At 63.5% G+C, this 15,337-nt stretch carries 14 protein-coding genes and 1 tRNA gene; 6 read left to right on the top strand and 9 right to left on the bottom strand.

What is annotated here, in order from left to right:
- Nucleotides 1-17 precede the first annotated feature (17 nt).
- From AR323_RS06430 to pdeM, 3 genes are all read right to left on the bottom strand, one after another.
- Complete coding sequence (locus AR323_RS06430; protein ID WP_161808721.1) at nt 18-1,154, bottom strand: DUF547 domain-containing protein; 1,137 nt, start codon at nt 1,152-1,154, stop codon at nt 18-20.
- A gap of 159 nt (nt 1,155-1,313) precedes the next feature.
- On the bottom strand, nt 1,314-1,835 hold the full coding sequence (gene infC / locus AR323_RS06425; RefSeq protein ID WP_057883098.1) for a translation initiation factor IF-3: 522 nt from the start codon (nt 1,833-1,835) through the stop codon (nt 1,314-1,316).
- Between the two features lie 99 nt (nt 1,836-1,934).
- On the bottom strand, nt 1,935-2,627 hold the full coding sequence (gene pdeM, locus AR323_RS06420) for a ligase-associated DNA damage response endonuclease PdeM (protein ID WP_057883097.1): 693 nt from the start codon (nt 2,625-2,627) through the stop codon (nt 1,935-1,937).
- Nucleotides 2,628-2,674: 47 nt separating this feature from the next.
- On the opposite strand from pdeM, the gene hemF reads away from it, so the two are divergent.
- On the top strand, nt 2,675-3,532 hold the full coding sequence (hemF, locus tag AR323_RS06415; protein WP_057883096.1) for an oxygen-dependent coproporphyrinogen oxidase: 858 nt from the start codon (nt 2,675-2,677) through the stop codon (nt 3,530-3,532).
- A gap of 12 nt (nt 3,533-3,544) precedes the next feature.
- Here hemF and AR323_RS06410 read toward each other — a convergent pair whose 3' ends face one another.
- From AR323_RS06410 to AR323_RS06400, 4 genes are all read right to left on the bottom strand, one after another.
- Nucleotides 3,545-4,399 carry a glycoside hydrolase family 16 protein gene (locus tag AR323_RS06410; protein ID WP_235510474.1) on the bottom strand — a complete coding sequence of 285 codons (855 nt, stop codon included), beginning with the start codon at nt 4,397-4,399 and terminating at the stop codon, nt 3,545-3,547.
- Nucleotides 4,400-4,480: 81 nt separating this feature from the next.
- Nucleotides 4,481-4,597 (bottom strand): DUF2474 family protein, encoded by a 117-nt coding sequence (locus tag AR323_RS14335; RefSeq protein ID WP_123321826.1) that lies wholly within the window; start codon nt 4,595-4,597, stop codon nt 4,481-4,483.
- Nucleotides 4,594-5,592: a cytochrome d ubiquinol oxidase subunit II gene (gene cydB / locus AR323_RS06405; protein ID WP_057883094.1), complete on the bottom strand. Its 999-nt coding sequence runs from the start codon at nt 5,590-5,592 to the stop codon at nt 4,594-4,596. Before cydB ends, AR323_RS14335 begins: the two co-directional genes overlap by 4 nt.
- Complete coding sequence (locus tag AR323_RS06400; protein ID WP_057883093.1) at nt 5,589-7,025, bottom strand: cytochrome ubiquinol oxidase subunit I; 1,437 nt, start codon at nt 7,023-7,025, stop codon at nt 5,589-5,591. The genes cydB and AR323_RS06400 overlap by 4 nt, the downstream gene beginning before the upstream one ends.
- A 132-nt stretch (nt 7,026-7,157) precedes the next feature.
- Between AR323_RS06400 and AR323_RS06395 the strand changes: the two genes are divergently transcribed.
- Genes AR323_RS06395 through AR323_RS06385 form a run of 3 tightly spaced genes read left to right on the top strand, consistent with a single transcriptional unit; the run spans nt 7,158 to nt 10,086 of the window.
- A complete protein-coding gene (locus AR323_RS06395; RefSeq protein WP_057883211.1) occupies nt 7,158-9,248 on the top strand; it encodes a RelA/SpoT family protein in 2,091 nt (696 codons plus the stop codon).
- Nucleotides 9,245-9,616, top strand: coding sequence for a VOC family protein (locus AR323_RS06390; RefSeq protein ID WP_235510473.1), 372 nt, complete (start codon nt 9,245-9,247; stop codon nt 9,614-9,616). Before AR323_RS06395 ends, AR323_RS06390 begins: the two co-directional genes overlap by 4 nt.
- A 17-nt stretch (nt 9,617-9,633) precedes the next feature.
- Nucleotides 9,634-10,086 carry a tRNA (cytidine(34)-2'-O)-methyltransferase gene (locus AR323_RS06385; protein ID WP_057883092.1) on the top strand — a complete coding sequence of 151 codons (453 nt, stop codon included), beginning with the start codon at nt 9,634-9,636 and terminating at the stop codon, nt 10,084-10,086.
- Here AR323_RS06385 and AR323_RS06380 read toward each other — a convergent pair.
- On the bottom strand, nt 10,083-11,000 hold the full coding sequence (locus AR323_RS06380) for a peptidylprolyl isomerase (RefSeq protein ID WP_057883091.1): 918 nt from the start codon (nt 10,998-11,000) through the stop codon (nt 10,083-10,085). The genes AR323_RS06385 and AR323_RS06380 overlap by 4 nt on opposite strands.
- Nucleotides 11,001-11,037: 37 nt before the next feature.
- On the bottom strand, nt 11,038-11,439 hold the full coding sequence (locus AR323_RS06375) for a metallopeptidase family protein (RefSeq protein WP_057883090.1): 402 nt from the start codon (nt 11,437-11,439) through the stop codon (nt 11,038-11,040).
- Nucleotides 11,440-11,515: 76 nt separating this feature from the next.
- On the opposite strand from AR323_RS06375, the gene AR323_RS06370 reads away from it, so the two are divergent.
- Together AR323_RS06370 and AR323_RS06365 are read left to right on the top strand one after the other, a co-directional pair.
- Nucleotides 11,516-11,606, top strand: a tRNA-Ser gene (locus AR323_RS06370).
- A 180-nt stretch (nt 11,607-11,786) separates the two neighbouring features.
- Nucleotides 11,787-15,101, top strand: coding sequence for an amidohydrolase family protein (locus tag AR323_RS06365; protein WP_057883089.1), 3,315 nt, complete (start codon nt 11,787-11,789; stop codon nt 15,099-15,101).
- Nucleotides 15,102-15,337: the final 236 nt, after the last annotated feature.

The raw sequence follows: 15,337 nt of genomic DNA, 5'->3' as shown, positions 1-15,337 counted from the left end.
CGACAGAATATTCGCAGCTAACGTACGATTTCCGGCGGTGGCGGTGGGTTGGCCTCCCCCGCCTGAACCGTCACCTTGCCTTGGCGTTCGTTCTGCCGAACGGCCCGCTCTATCTTGTCTTTCCGCTCCGCAAGCAGGCGTGCGATCGCTGGGTCCACCGAAGTACTCTGATACTGGTCGCCCTTGACCAAGTTGGTCAATTGCGGCTCACGCTCACCTTTCGATAGGTCGGCGATATCGGTTTCCGACACACTCGCATCCACCGCGCTCGTACTAGCAAGGATGGCAGCGACGTCCTCTTCCGCATGCTTGGCGATGTGCGCTCGTAGATCCGCGGGCCAGTTCGGAAAGAAAAATGGTCGGGCCTCGTCATAAATGCTGGAGACCAGCATGGTGTTGCCCGACTTCTGGGTTCCCCGGAGCGAGTTGACGAACTCCAGTGCTAGGAAATCCAGTTGCGCCCCAACGTTATCGGAAGCGAATGCTTCGCGGCTGATAGATGGCCCGCCGATATCACCGCGCCAAAAACCGTAGATCACCTTTGGATCGCGCCAGTTTGGATAGACAATCTTCGTGCGAATATCCTTCGGGCTCAATTTAACGCCGGCCACGGTAATGAAGGGGGACTCGTCCAGCGGTAGGCCGCTGTCGCCCACCGGGATCAGCGACGGCTTCTTGACCGGATATGCCAGTGCAATCTGCTCGATAACCGCCACGTTGTGCAGATTCATCCAATAGGCAAGCTGCTCGTTTCTGCTGAGCCGAGCTATTGGAACAGTGGCAGCAAGTTGCTCAAGGTCTCGCCGATAGTCGGTGAGCGACTGGATCACATCGGGCGGAAGAAGCGAAAATGCGACCCGGTTGCCTTCAAGTCGGTAGGCCGAATCGTGCCCGTAAGAAAAGCGTGTACCCAACTGGGTGTCCGGCCGTGGTTCGTACTCGCGCAAGGACCGGCCCATGCGCAGTACGAACCAACGCAGAGCGGTGTTCCAATAAGTGAAATCCAGCCGCGTCGATATCGTATCGTCCTGCGGCACGAACTGAGCGAAGTTACCCGCCTGCTCAGTCTGTGGGGGTTGCGACTGCGCTGTTGCCGGTGTGCAAACGATCACAATCGCGCAGGCCGAGAGTCCGCATAGCAGGGCAGATCGCATCAGTTTGGTGCTCCATCCAGACAGTCTTGTCCGGAGCATGTCCTTATCGATAAGTCGATGCAATCGACAGGCAATCCGTCGATCCTGCCTGCCGTTCGTCGATCCGTCGGAGTTTGAGACGCGGCAACGGCGGCTGCGATCAACCGCCGTCGCTCGTTGTCACTTGGGCGAGAGGACCATCAGCATCTGACGGCCCTCGAGACGTGGATACGCCTCGACCTTGGCGATCTCGGCCGTATCGTCCTGGACGCGTTTGAGCAGATTCATGCCCAGTTCCTGGTGCGCCATCTCGCGGCCCCGGAACCGCAGGGTCATCTTGACCTTGTCGCCTTCGCCGATGAACTTGGCGACGCTGCGCATCTTCACATCGTAATCGTGATCGTCGATGTTCGGACGCATCTTGATCTCTTTGATGTCCTGCGTCTTCTGCGTTTTGCGCGCGGCGTTCGCCTTTTTCTGCGCCTCGTAGCGGTGCTTGCCCACGTCGAGGAACTTGGCGACCGGCGGATCGGCGTTGGGAGAAATCTCGACGAGGTTGAGGCCGATTCCGTTGGCCTGCTCGATAGCCTCGCGGGTGTACATCACCCCGAGGTTCTCGCCGTTCTCGTCGATGACGCGAACCTTGTCGGATTGAATCATGCTATCGTAGCGCGGGCCGCTCTTTACGGGCGGGGCCAGCATGCGCCGGGGGGGACGGGCTATGGGGCGTTCTCCTGGAAATTGCCTTTGGTCAGGGGCCGCTACTTAGGGACGAATCGCCTGCGAAGGAAGGGGGCCGATTCAGGCGGCCGCACGCCACAGGGGAAATGTGGCAAGCTTGCCACCAGCAGGCACGAGAGCGTCGATCGCACGCGCGGGCTGTAACACCCTGAGAATCTCGTGATCGGCCGCATCCATTCCGCCGGTAAGCGCACCGTAAGCGGGCAGGATCATCCGTCCGGCACCGTCGGCATCGGTGCTGATCACCGCGCAGGGGCGTCGGATTCTCCGCTGGCGCACGGTAATGTGGAGGCGGGGGTGATAGTGGCCAGACAGTTCCGGCCTCGTCTCCCCCCGCGTGGCCCTGTGGCGCAACACCAGCCCTGCAATCTCCAGCTCTTCCGCAAGGGTACCACCCGCCGTCGCTTCCATCGCAGAATCGTGGTTGCCCGTGATCCAGACCCAGTCCGTTGCACGGGTGAGGGCCGCCAGCATCCCCGCGGCGTGCGGTTCGAGCCGGGAGGGGCCCGCCGAATCGTGGAAGTTGTCGCCCAGGGTATAGACCCGGCGCGCACCCGTCTCGCGAATGGCCAGCGCAAGGCGCTCCAGCGTCTCGCGGCTGTCGTAAGGGGGAAGCATCTGTCCGTGCCGCGCAAAGAAGCTTGCTTTTTCGAGGTGCAGGTCGGCCACCAGAAGCGCGTTCTCGCGCGGCCAATAAAGTGCGCGCCCCTGAATCAGGGCAAACTCCTGGCCTGCGAACGAAAAGGGAACCATTGGTTGCTCTTGCCCCGGTGCATCGGGCTTGGCAAGGGTGGCAGGACATGACTGACTGGACCCCCCAAACCGCCCGCGCAAAGGATTGGTTCGAGTCGCTACGCGACCAGATCTGCGCCGCATTCGAGGCTATCGAACAAGAGGCGGGATCGGACGCGCGCTTCGAATATGCACCTTGGAGCCGAGAGGAAGACGGCAACGACAATCCCGGCGGAGGCGTTCGCGGCGTCATGAAGGGCAAGGTGTTCGAGAAGGTCGGGGTCAACGTCTCGACCGTCCACGGCGCTTTCGCTCCCGGCTTCGCGGCGACGATTCACGGTGCGGACGACGACAACCCCGGCTTTACCGCCACCGGAATCAGTCTCGTCGCGCACATGGCCAATCCCCACGTGCCCGCCGTCCACATGAACACGAGGTTCCTGACGACCGGCAAGACGTGGTTCGGGGGCGGGGCGGATCTCAATCCGCCGATCCCCTACGAAGAGGATACCGCCGAATTCCATGCGGCATTCCGGGCGGCCTGCATGGCGCACAACCCGACTTACTACGAACGCTTCGCCAAGTGGGCCGACGAGTATTTCTTCATTCCGCATCGCGGCGTCCACCGGGGCGTCGGCGGGATTTTCTACGACCACCTCGAATGCCCGGACGACGCGGCGTGGGAGCGCAATTTCACGTTCACGCAAGACGTCGGCAAGGCTTTTCTCGACGTCTACCCTAAGCTTGTGCGAAGGCGCATGGGCATGGAGTTCACGCCCGAGCACAAGCGCACCCAGCTCGAATGGCGCGGACGCTATGCCGAATTCAATCTGGTCTACGACCGTGGTACCCTGTTCGGCCTGAAGACGGGCGGCAACATCGAGGCGATCCTGATGAGCCTGCCGCCCGAAGCGGTCTGGACCTGATCGCGCCGGCGGCTAACGGGGCGCGTAAACCCGCACCCAATCGACCTCCATCGACAGTTCGCCGCGCTTGATGCGTTCGGCGGTCGCGAGTGGGAGGCCAGGATAGGGCTGCTTGGCGGTGTTGTTCTTCACCGGGTAGGCGCCGCCGAGCGCGAAATTGACGATCACGTGTTCGGGATTGTCGAACACCCAATTTCCGTAGTGTTCGACCATCGGCCGCGTGACGCGGTATGTGAGGCGGTCGTCGATGTAGAATTCGACAGAGTCCTTCTTCCATTCGGCGGCATAGACGTGCCAGCCGGTCGCATCCTCCCCGGGCGGGAAATAGAAACGATCGACAAACGGCGTTTCCCCCGAATATTTCGGGCCGTGCATCGCCACGCCGATCCAGTCCTTTTCACCGACATATTCCATGATGTCGATTTCGCCGGTGGACGGCCACGGTCCGTTGCCCAGGAGCCAAAAGGCCGGCCAGACCCCGACCGCGTCGGGCATCCGTATGCGCGCTTCGGCGCGGCCATAGGTAAAGTCGAACTTGCCCTTGCTCTCGATCCGTCCGGCGATGAAGTCCGCCTTGCGCCGCTCAATCGTGTCCACACCGGGCGCGTAGCGCGGGGTGAGGACCAGGGACCCGTTTCGAACCTCGAGAACGTCGGGCCGATCGACATAGGCCTGCTGCTCGTTGTTGACCCAGAAGTCGGGTCCGATGACCTGCCACTTGCTGCGGTCGAGCGACGTACCATCGAACTCGTCGGCAAACAGGAGCGTCCGCCCCGTTGTGGGTGCATCGTCGGCGGGAGCGATCGTCGCGCAACCGCTGAGCGCCAGGGCGGCGGGAAGGGCGAACGGCAGAACGGTCAGTCTCACGGGCAGCCTCTCGATCGTTATCTTGTGAACGTTCTCATAACGTGCGTCAGCGAGGCTGCCAAGCGCCCGCGAGGTATGTCCTCAGGATGGAACCAGCCAGTATCGGATCGCCATCGCCACCAACCCTAGTGCTGCGACGCTGGCTATCCAGATGGCGACCATCCACGCGAGGCGTTTGATGAGCGATGGCTCGGTCAATGGTAACCGTCCTGGTCGACCTTACCGCGGAATACCCAGTACGCCCATGCGGTGTAGGCGAGGATCAGAGGCATCGTGATGGCGACGCCGATCAGCATGAACGACTGGCTCCGTTCGGGCGCGGCGGCATCCCAGATCGTGACCGATGGCGGCACGATGTGCGGAAAGATGGTCACTCCCAGCCCCGCCATGCCCGTGAGAAACAGACCCAGTGAACAGCCGAACGGCGCTGCTTCGCGGCCTTGGGCTAGGGCGCGGAGCAGCGCGATGGCGAGTAGCCCCGTCACGAACGGGATCGGCGCTGCCCAGAGCAGATCGGGCATGGACAGCCAGCGTTCGGCGTATTCGGGCCGCAATACCACGTTGTAGAGGCTCACCGCGCCCATCAGCGCGATCGTCGCCCAGGCGGCGCGGACCGCCATCCGTCGCGCATGGTCCTGCGCGGCTCCCTCGAGCTTCCAGACGAGCCAGGTGCTGCCGAGCAGGGCATAACCGGCGACAGTGCCGAGGCCGGTGAGAAGGGTATAGGGCGTCAGCCAGTCCCACCAGCTACCCGCATAGGCACGATCCTCGACCGCGATACCCTGAAGCAAGGCGCCCAAGATCATCCCCTGCGAAAGCGCGGCTACAAGCGAGCCGCCTGCGAACGCGAGATCCCAGAAGCCGCGGTGTGCCGAGTCGCGCCAGCGAAATTCGAACGCGACCCCGCGAAACACCAGCCCCAGCAGCATCGCAATGATCAACGGGTAGGTCGCGGGCATGACGATCGCATAGGCAAGCGGAAACGCGGCAAACAGGCCGCCGCCGCCCAGCACAAGCCAGGTCTCGTTTCCATCCCACACCGGCGCGATGGAATTCATCGCCGAATCCCGCTCGCCGCCCACCGCGAAGGTTGGAAACAGGACCCCGATGCCAAGATCGAATCCGTCCATGACGACGTACATGAACACCGAAAAGGCGATCAGGAACGCCCAGACGAGCGGCAGGTCGATCATCGCTCGGTCTCCGTCGCTTCGCGCGGATCGCCTGCGTCCATCCCTTGCGCGGCGGGTGTGATGCCCGCCGCCCTGATCGGTCCGGCCACTCCGCTCGACGGTCCGCTTTCGCCGGTCTGCACTCCATCCGCCATAAGACGCAGGATGTACCACACGCCCGCGCCGAACACGGCGAAGTACACAACCACGAAAGCGGCCAGCGAAGTCGCGACGGCGGGGGCATCGAGCGGGCTGGCGCTGTCGGCGGTGCGGAGCAGGCCGTGGATGGTCCAGGGCTGTCGACCGACCTCCGTCGTGATCCAGCCGGCAAGGACCGCGACGAAGCCGGATGGCGCCATGACAAGTGCGGCGCGGTGCAGGCCTTTCGACTCGTAGAGCCTGCCGCGCCAACGCGCGAACAGGCTCCACATGCCGAGTGCGAGCATCGCCATGCCGATGCCCACCATGATGCGGAACGACCAGAAGACGATTCCGACAGGCGGGTGGTCTTCGGGCGGTATGGTATCGAGGCCGTCGAGCGGTGCATCCGGATCGTGCTTGAGGATCAGGCTCGACGCCTTGGGAATTTCTATCGCGTAACGCACCGTGCCCGCTTCGCTGTCGGGGATGCCGAACAGGATCAGCGGTGCGCCGTCCGGATGGCTCTGGTAATGCCCCTCCATCGCCATGACCTTGGCCGGCTGGTGTTCGAGCGTGTTGAGGCCGTGGAGGTCGCCCAGAACGATCTGCAACGGGGCAACCAGCGCCGCCATCCACATCGCCATCGAGAACATCGTGCGCGCGTGCGGCTGGGTGCGATCCTTGAGCAGGTGCCATGCACCTACCCCGCCGACGACGAATGCAGTCGTCAGGTATGCCGCAGTGATCGTGTGGAGCAGGCGATAGGGAAAGCTGGGGTTGAAGACGATGTCCCACCAGCTCGGCCCCGGCAGGAACTGGCCGTTGGCGGCGATCTCATACCCCGTGGGCGTGTGCATCCAGCTGTTGACCGACAGAATCCAGAACGCGCTGATGAAGGTGCCGAGTGCCACCATGCAGGTCGCGGCAAAGTGCAGGCGCTTGCCGACCTTCTTCATCCCGAACAGCATGACGCCCAGGAATCCCGCCTCCAGGAAGAATGCGGTCAGCACTTCATAGGCCATCAGAGGTCCGATGACTGGCCCGGCCTTGTCGGAGAATACGGCCCAGTTCGTGCCGAACTGGTAGGACATGACGATCCCGCTCACCACGCCCATCGCGAAGGCGACGGCGAAGATCTTCAGCCAGAACTTGAACAGGTCGAGATAACGCTGCTGTCCGGTCTTCAACCACAGCCCCTCGAGCACCATCAGATAGCTTGCCAGGCCGATCGAGAACGCCGGGAAGATGAAGTGGAAGCTCACCGTGAAGGCAAACTGGATTCGGGCTAGAAGCAGCGCGTCGAGGTCCGGCATGATCGGCAGGTATGGCGTGTCGTCGGGCTTCGCTCAATCCGCGTTTCCACACACTGCGTTGCAAGGAATGCAACGCTGCAATTGCGAAAAGACTTGCCGCGCGCCGAACAATCCGCACATCGTGGCGGCAAGATGCTGCGACAGTACGAACTAGTGGAACGGGTCAAGGAATACGACCCGGACGCCGACGAGGCGCTGCTCAACCGCGCCTACGTTTATACGGTCCAGAAGCATGGCACGCAGAAGCGGGCGAGCGGCGACCCCTATTTCAGCCACCCGGTCGAGGTTGCGGGCCTGATGACCGACCTGAAGCTGGATCAGGAAACGATCATCACCGCGCTGCTCCACGACACGGTCGAGGACACGCTGGCGACCATCGAGGAGGTGGAAGAGCTTTTCGGCCCCGATGTCGCGCGGCTGGTCGACGGCGTCACCAAGCTGTCGAAGATCGAGGCGATGCCCGAGAACGAGCGTGCGGCGGAAAACCTGCGCAAGTTCCTTCTAGCCATGAGCGAGGATATCCGGGTGCTCTTGGTGAAGTTGGGTGACCGGCTGCACAACATGCGCACGCTGCACTTCATAAAGTCGCCAGAAAAGCGCCAGCGCATCGCCCGCGAAACGATGGATATCTACGCACCGCTCGCCGAGCGGGTTGGGATGTACGAGTACATGCGCGAGATGCAGATGCTCGCATTCGAGCAGATTGAGCCCGAAGCTTACGGCACGATCACCGGCCGCCTCGCGCAGATACGCTCTGCCGACGGCGGACAGGTCGATGCGATCGCTTTGGCAATCAAGCAGGCGCTTGCCGCGGCGGGCTTGACCGTCGAGGTCTCCGGACGGGAAAAGCACCCCTATTCGATCTGGCGCAAGATGGCCGAGCGCCATGTCAGTTTCGAGCAGGTGACCGACATCATGGCGTTCCGCGTGATCGCCCAGAACGACGCCGACTGCTATCGCGCGCTCGGCGTGCTGCACACGACCTGGCAATTCATCCCCGGCAAGTTCAAGGATTACATCTCGACGCCCAAAACCAACGGTTACCGGTCGCTGCACACAAGCCTGATCTACGAGAATTCGATGCGGGTGGAGGTGCAGATCCGCACGAAGCAGATGCATCGGACCAACGAATTCGGCCTTGCCGCGCATTGGGCCTACAAGCAGGGCGAACGACCGGACGGGCAAGTCGGCTGGCTGCGAGACCTGATCGAAATCGTCAATGCCAGTCACGATGCCGAAGAACTGCTCGAGCATACCCGTCTCGCGATCTACCAGGACCGGATTTTTGCCTTCACGCCCAAGGGTGCACTGTTCCAGCTGCCGAAGGGGGCGACGCCGGTGGATTTCGCCTTCGCGGTGCACACCGATCTCGGCGCGCAGACGGTCGGCGCGAAGATCAACGGCCGACACATGCCGCTGCGGACGGTGCTCAACAACGGTGACGTCGTCGAGATCATCAAGGGCAAGAACGCCGAACCGCAAATGAGCTGGCTCGGCTTCGTAACCACGGGCAAGGCGCGCGCATCGATCCGTCGTGCCGTGCGCCTGAAGGAGCGCGACGAAGTCGCAACCTTGGGCCGAAAGCTGTTCGACGAGATCGCCGCGCGGCTGCCCGCCAAGATCGGCAAGAAGGCGATCCGCGAAGCGGTCAAGCGGCTCGATCTCGAGGACGAAGACGAGTTGATGTATCAGGTCGGCGCCAACAAGCTGGGCGACCGCGCGGTGATGGAGGCTCTGGTTCCCGGCAGCACCTCCGACCTCGGAGAGACGGACGAAGTTCCACGGCAGGAAAAGGCCATCTCGATCCGCGGCCTTACCCCGGGGGTCGGATTCCACCTCGCCGATTGCTGCCACCCGGTCCCGGGCGATCGGATCGTCGGCCTTCGCAAGACCGATGCACCGGTGGAGGTCCATACGATCGACTGCCTGGAACTTGCGAGCGGGATCGACGCGGACTGGATCGACCTCAATTGGGGCAAGCGAAGCCAGGGCGCGGTCGGGCGGCTGCGGGTGACGCTTTACGACCGGCCGGGCACACTGGCCGAAATGGCCGGGCTCTTCGCGCAGAATCATGCCAACGTCGTTGCGCTCGACCAGACGCAGAACGATCACCCGTTCACGACCTACGACGTCGAGCTCGATGTCGCGGACCTTGCGCACCTCACCCGCATCCTCAGCGCCCTGCGCGCCAGCGACGCCGTCGCCCAGGCCGAGCGCCTGTGATCGATTGCCTGATCGAGGGGCTGGACCACGTCCAGATGGCGATGCCTGCGGGAGGCGAGGATCGTGCGCGCGCGTTCTATGCCGGCGTTCTCGGGCTAGCCGAAGTTCCCAAGCCTGCCGACCTCGCGGCGCGAGGCGGCTGCTGGTTCGAGGGCGGCGGGGTGTCGATACACCTCGGCGTGGATGCGGATTTCAGGCCCGCGTCCAAGGCGCATCCGGCATTCCTCGTGCGTGATCTGGAGGCGACGAGAATGCGCCTCGCAGCCGCGGGCGTCGCGTTTGCCAACGGCAAACCGATCGACGGATACGAGCGCGGCGATATTGCCGATCCATTCGGCAATCGCATCGAGCTGATGCAGCGACTCTGAAGGTCCGCTCAAGCGCAATGCGACTGGCTCTCTACGAACCCGAAATCGCCGGAAACGTCGGCGCGGTCTTGCGGCTGGGCGCGTGCATGGGCGTCGCTGTCGACCTGATCGAGCCGATGGGCTTCGAGTGGGATGACCGGCGGGTGCGCCGGACCGCGATGGATTACATCGATCATGTCGACGTAGCGCGCCACGCCGGTTGGGATGCGTTCGCCGGGACCGTCGGCAATGCCCGTCTGGTGCTGTTCACTACCAAAGCAACGCAATCGCTCTACGACTTCGCGTTCTCTCAGGACGACGTCCTGCTGTTCGGCAAGGAAAGTGCGGGCGTGCCCGATATGGTCCGCGATGCAAGCCATGAGAAGCTCCGCATTCCCATGCGGCCTGCCGTGCGATCCATGAACCTTGCGACATCCGCCGCGCTCTCGGTCGGCGAGGCGCTCCGCCAGACCGGTGGGCTTGGCGCCTAGGGAGCCCGGCGAACGGGCACGGGTATGTTGCATATGTCCGCGCCGCCCGCCGGAACGATGAAGAAGGGGTCTCTGCGGTTGGCCCTCGCATCGGCATAGCGGGTGAAAGTCGTGCTGTCGGTAGACAGGTATTCGTAGGGGGGCAAATCCGCGATGTCGCTGCCCAGACGGATCGATACTATCGGCGTTCGCTCATCGGGCGTCCCGTAGAACCCCAGCGCTTCCGTGCCGCGGGGCAAAGTGGACAGGTGCTCGATCCCCTCGATCACTCGTCCCACCAGCGCGATGTTGCGGTCTAGGTGGCGCGGCGCATGACCGATGACCGTGTAGAGTTCGGCGCCCGAGCCGGCGTCTGGCGGCATGTTTCTACCGACACCGACCGAGCCGTAGCAGTGGACCGGCCACTTTGCTTCGGCCATCCAGCCGATCGGCCATCCGCGGTAAAAGCCATGGTGATTGGCGTAAGGACCGTTGGCCCATTCGAACCATGTTGCATCACCCGATTTTCGGGTCGTTACGTAATCCGCCTCATTTGTTCTCGATAGACCTTGCGGCAGCGCCCTGGCTCTCGCCGCATCCTCGGCGTCGGGATCGCCCCACTGGACGACGTAGTTGTCCTGGGTCCGCACGATCGCGAGGCCGTTCCACCATCCTGCCTTCGCCAAAGTGCGAATGTTCGCGATCCACGGTTGGCTGAACGGTGGCGGCATGAGCTGGATGACAACCCGTCGCGCTTTCCCGTCGCGGTCGGGCGCGAGGTCCATGACCAGCAAGTCCTGAGGCGCAATCCGCATCCATTCGCCGGCCGCGGCGGCGGCCACGATCTCGCCGGGCGAGGGTGGAACAGGGGCTTCCTGCTGGGCGCCAACTGGTGAAGCGGCAAGGGCGGCGACGAGGGCGAAATGTTTGATCATCCAAGCGTTGTGCCACGCGCTGGGCGCAAAGCAAGGGTCAGTCCGCGGCATTCTCGAGAGCATGCATGTCGTCATCGCTCAAGCCGAAGTGATGGCCGATTTCGTGGATCACCACGTGCGCGATCAGGTGTTCGAGATCGTGTCCGTCTGCCACCCATTCGTCGAGGATAGGCTGGCGAAACAGGCGCACCCGGTTAGGCATCTGCCCGCTGTCCGAAATCGACTGATCGGTCATGCCGATACCCTCGAACAATCCGGTCAGCTCGAACGGATCCTGGATGCCCATTTGCGCCAGCGTTTCCTCGTCGGCGAATTCCTCCACGCTCATCACGACATCGCCGATGTGGGCTGCAAATTCGGCCGGGAGCCGTTCCAGCGCGGCAAACGCCATCGCTTCGAATTCGGCAGGGGATGGCGGCGCTCCGAACGTGCGTTTCATTGGGCGGCATATGATTGGTCGTGGCACGCTTGTCACCATCGGCACACATGGCTAGGGGCGCGCTTCCAGTGCATGCGGAGCGGTGGCCGAGTGGTCGAAGGCGCTCGCCTGGAAAGTGAGTATACGTCAAAAGCGTATCGAGGGTTCGAATCCCTCCCGCTCCGCCAGCCACCTTCCGATCATTGAATGCGAGTCACGCGCATCCACACCAAATGGTGTCGTTCGCCACTCCCCCGAAGACCTAAACACAGGCAGGTCGGAGCACCTTGCGTTCGAACTCTCGTTCCGCCATCCCTCCGGTCAAGGGACACAGGGGGGGCGCCCTCCGCCACATCGAGAGAGTCTGAATGCTGTCGAAGCTTCCGTTCGTTTGCGTCTTGCTGGCGGGTTCCGCCATTGTTTCCGCGCAGGAGGCACCGCCGGTCGAAGCCTCGCCGAGCGAAGCGGCCTCCCAGCATCAACCGCCGGCGAATTCGGGTGCGGATCCCGCCGCTGCGAAAGCCGCTTCGGCCTGGAGCGTGGACGCACCGCAAGGGCTCACCTTGCGCAAGGTGTCGATCGACACGAGCGAAGGCACGTGGATGAACGTGGACGTGTCGCCCGACGGCACGCGCATCGCGTTCGACATGCTCGGCGATATCTACGTCATGCCGATTTCGGGCGGAACACCGACCCGTATCGCCGAAGGCATGGCTTACGATCAGCAGCCGCGCTGGTCGCCGGACGGCACCCGGATCGCATTCGTTTCGGACCGGGGCGGCGGCGACAATATCTGGATCATGCGCGCCGATGGCTCGGACAGGAAGCAGCTGACGAAGGAAGACTTCCGCCTCCTCAACCAGCCTAGCTGGAGCCCCGACGGCCGCTACATCGTGGCGAAGAAGCATTTCACCACCGCCAGGTCGCTGGGGACCGGCGAGGTGTGGCTATATCATGTCGACGGGGGCAGCGGCGTCCAGCTGATCAAGCGCGTGGACGAACGGCACCAGAAGGAACTGGGCGAGCCGACCTTCGCGCCCGATGGCAAGCACATTTATTTCAGCCGCGACATCACGCCGGGCGCAACGTTCCAGTATGCCCAGGATTCCAATCGCGGCCTGTTCGCGATCGAGCGCTACGAACTGGAGACGGGCGAGACGCGCCGCGTGACCGGCGGGAACGGCGGCGCGGTGCGGCCCAATCCTTCACCTGACGGGAAATACCTGGCTTTCGTTCGCCGCGAGCGGGCCAAGTCCAAGCTGTATGTGCGCGATCTGGCGAGCGGCAACGAACGCAAGCTGATGGACCTGCCCGACCAGGACATGCAGGAGACGTGGGCCGTCACGGGCGTCTATCCGAACATGGACTGGACCGCGGACAGCAACGAGATCGTGCTGTGGAGCGGCGGAAAGATCCGGCGAGTCCCGGTACGCGGCGGAGAGGCGCGCGACATTCCGTTCTCGATCGCGGACGACCGCACTGTCGCGCAATCGCTTCATCCGGAAATCGAGGTCGCGCGCGACACCTTCCAGACCAAGATGGTGCGGTGGGCCCAGGTCTCTCCCGACGGGCGCCAGGTCGTGTTCGAATCGCTGGGCAAGCTGTGGGTCAAGTCGGCCAACGGTGGAGAGCCCCGGCGGCTTACCCGCACGGCCGCCGATCGGTTCGAAGCCTGGCCCAGCTGGTCTCGCGACGGAAACTCGATCGTGTTCGTCGATTGGACCGACCAGGAACTGGGCCGGGTCATGACGGTGCCCGCCAGCGGCGGCACGGCGCGCCCGGTAACGACCGAACCGGGGCATTATTCCAGTCCGCGCCTGTCCCCCGATGGCAAGATCATCGTGTTCGAGGCGGGATCGGGAGGCGGGCTCACCGCCGATCGCTGGAACCGCGAAGGGGGCACCTACATGGTCCCCTCGGGCGGCGGCAAACCACAGCTGGTCGAGCGCGGCGGTGGTAATCCGCAGTTCGGCGCAAGTTCCGACAGGGTGTTCATGAGCGGCCGGTCGGGTGACAAGTTGCAGCTGTTCAGCACCGATCTCTCCGGAGAAGCCCGGCGTACCCATGCCTCGGGCGACCTGACGAGCGGTTTCGAGGTCTCGCCGGACGGTCAGTACGTCGCTTTCCGGCAGAACTACGAAGCGCACCTGATGCCGCTGCTGCCCGGTTCGCAGGACGTAACCGCGGCGACCGACAAGGGCGCGCTGCCCGCTGTCCGCCTCAGCCAGGGCGGCGGCGACTTCATCCATTTCTCTGACGGCGGGCGCCGCGCGCACTGGAGCATCGGGCCGGTCCTTTACAGCGCCGACACCGGGAGCCTTTTCAACGGCGAATACAAGTATCCGGATGCCGGCCTCGACCTGTCCCGGACGGTGCGCGCGGACCACACGGCGGGGACAGTCGCGTTGACCGGCGCGAGGATTGTCACGATGCGCGGTGAAGATGGCGGGATCATCGAGGACGGCGTCATCCTCGTGAGCGGAGATCGCATCACCGCAGTCGGACCGCGAGCAGACGTCGTTGTCCCTGCAGGCGTGCCCGCCGTCGACCTCAGCGGAAAGACGATCGTTCCCGGGTTCATCGACGCGCACGCGCACGGACCGCAAGGCGTGAACGGCCTGGTGCCGCAGCAGAATTGGTCGGCGATGGCCAATCTCGCGCTGGGCACGACCACGATCCACGATCCGTCCAGCAGCGCGATCGAGATATTCGCCGCGAGCGAAATGCAGCGAGCCGGACTGATCCTTGCGCCGCGCATCTTCTCGACCGGCGAGATCGTCTATGGCGCCAAGGCTGCAGGCCGCTTCGCCGAGATCGGCAAGCTCGACGACGCGCTGGCCCACGTCCGCCGTCTGAAGGCGCAGGGCGCGATGAGCGTGAAGAACTACAACCAGCCGCGGCGCGAGCAGCGCCAGATGGTCGTCAGCGCCGCCCAGGCGGAAAACATGCTGGTCGTTCCGGAGGGCGGATCGCTGTTCAACATGGACATGAGCCTGATCCAGGACGGAAATGCCACGGTCGAACACAACGTCCCCGGAAGCGTCTTCTATAAGGATGTCCTGCAGTTCTGGTCGCAGACGGGGGTGAACTACACGCCGACGCTCGTGGTGGCTTATGGCGGGCCCGGTGCCGACCCCTATTGGCGAGCCCGTACGAACCTGTGGGAACACCCGTTGCTCATGGCGCACATTCCCCCGGGCACGCTGGCAGCAGCAGGCGCTCGGCGCGAAATTGCGCCCGAAGATGACTACGCCGATACGTGGGCGGCACGCGAGGCGCGCAAGCTGGCCGATCGCGGTATCCAGGTGAATATCGGCGCGCATGGCCAGCAGGATGGCATCGGCGCTCACTGGGAAATGTGGAGCTTCGTGAAGGGTGGATGGACGCCGTTGCAGGCCTTGCAGGCCGCGACGTTCATGCCTGCCAAGACGCTTGGCATGGCCCGCGATCTCGGAACTCTGGAAGCCGGGAAGCTTGCCGATCTGGTCGTTCTAGACGCCAATCCGCTCGAGAATATTCGCAACACCGAAAAGGTGTCGCGCGTGATGCTCGGCGGGCGGCTCTACGATGCGGCGACGTTGAACGAACAGGTGACCGGCGATCGCCGCCGCGCGCCATACTGGTGGGAGGGAAGCAGCGATTGGGCTGCTGGAAAACCCAGCGAACCGGCGCATCGGCACTGATAGCGACCGCGAATCGACTAACGGCAGTGCCTGCGGGATCGGGCACTGCCGCGTCGTAACCCAGCCGGAAGATCGACCGTAAATTCGCGGGCTTGTCTGTTGCCGGGCGCTGGTCCAAACATCCGTCCGAATGGCGCAGTTTCCCGAAAAAATATACTCTTCGTTCGGCGGTATCCGGGTTAGCCGCAATTTCCGCAAAATCCTCCTCGTTCAAATCCCCCTGAATTCTCCGAATG

Source organism: Tsuneonella troitsensis (assembly GCF_001441535.1).
GTDB classification, from domain to species: Bacteria; Pseudomonadota; Alphaproteobacteria; order Sphingomonadales; family Sphingomonadaceae; genus Tsuneonella; species Tsuneonella troitsensis.
Note: the sequence above shows the minus strand (reverse complement) of the source record. Positions and strands in the feature narration are given on the sequence as shown.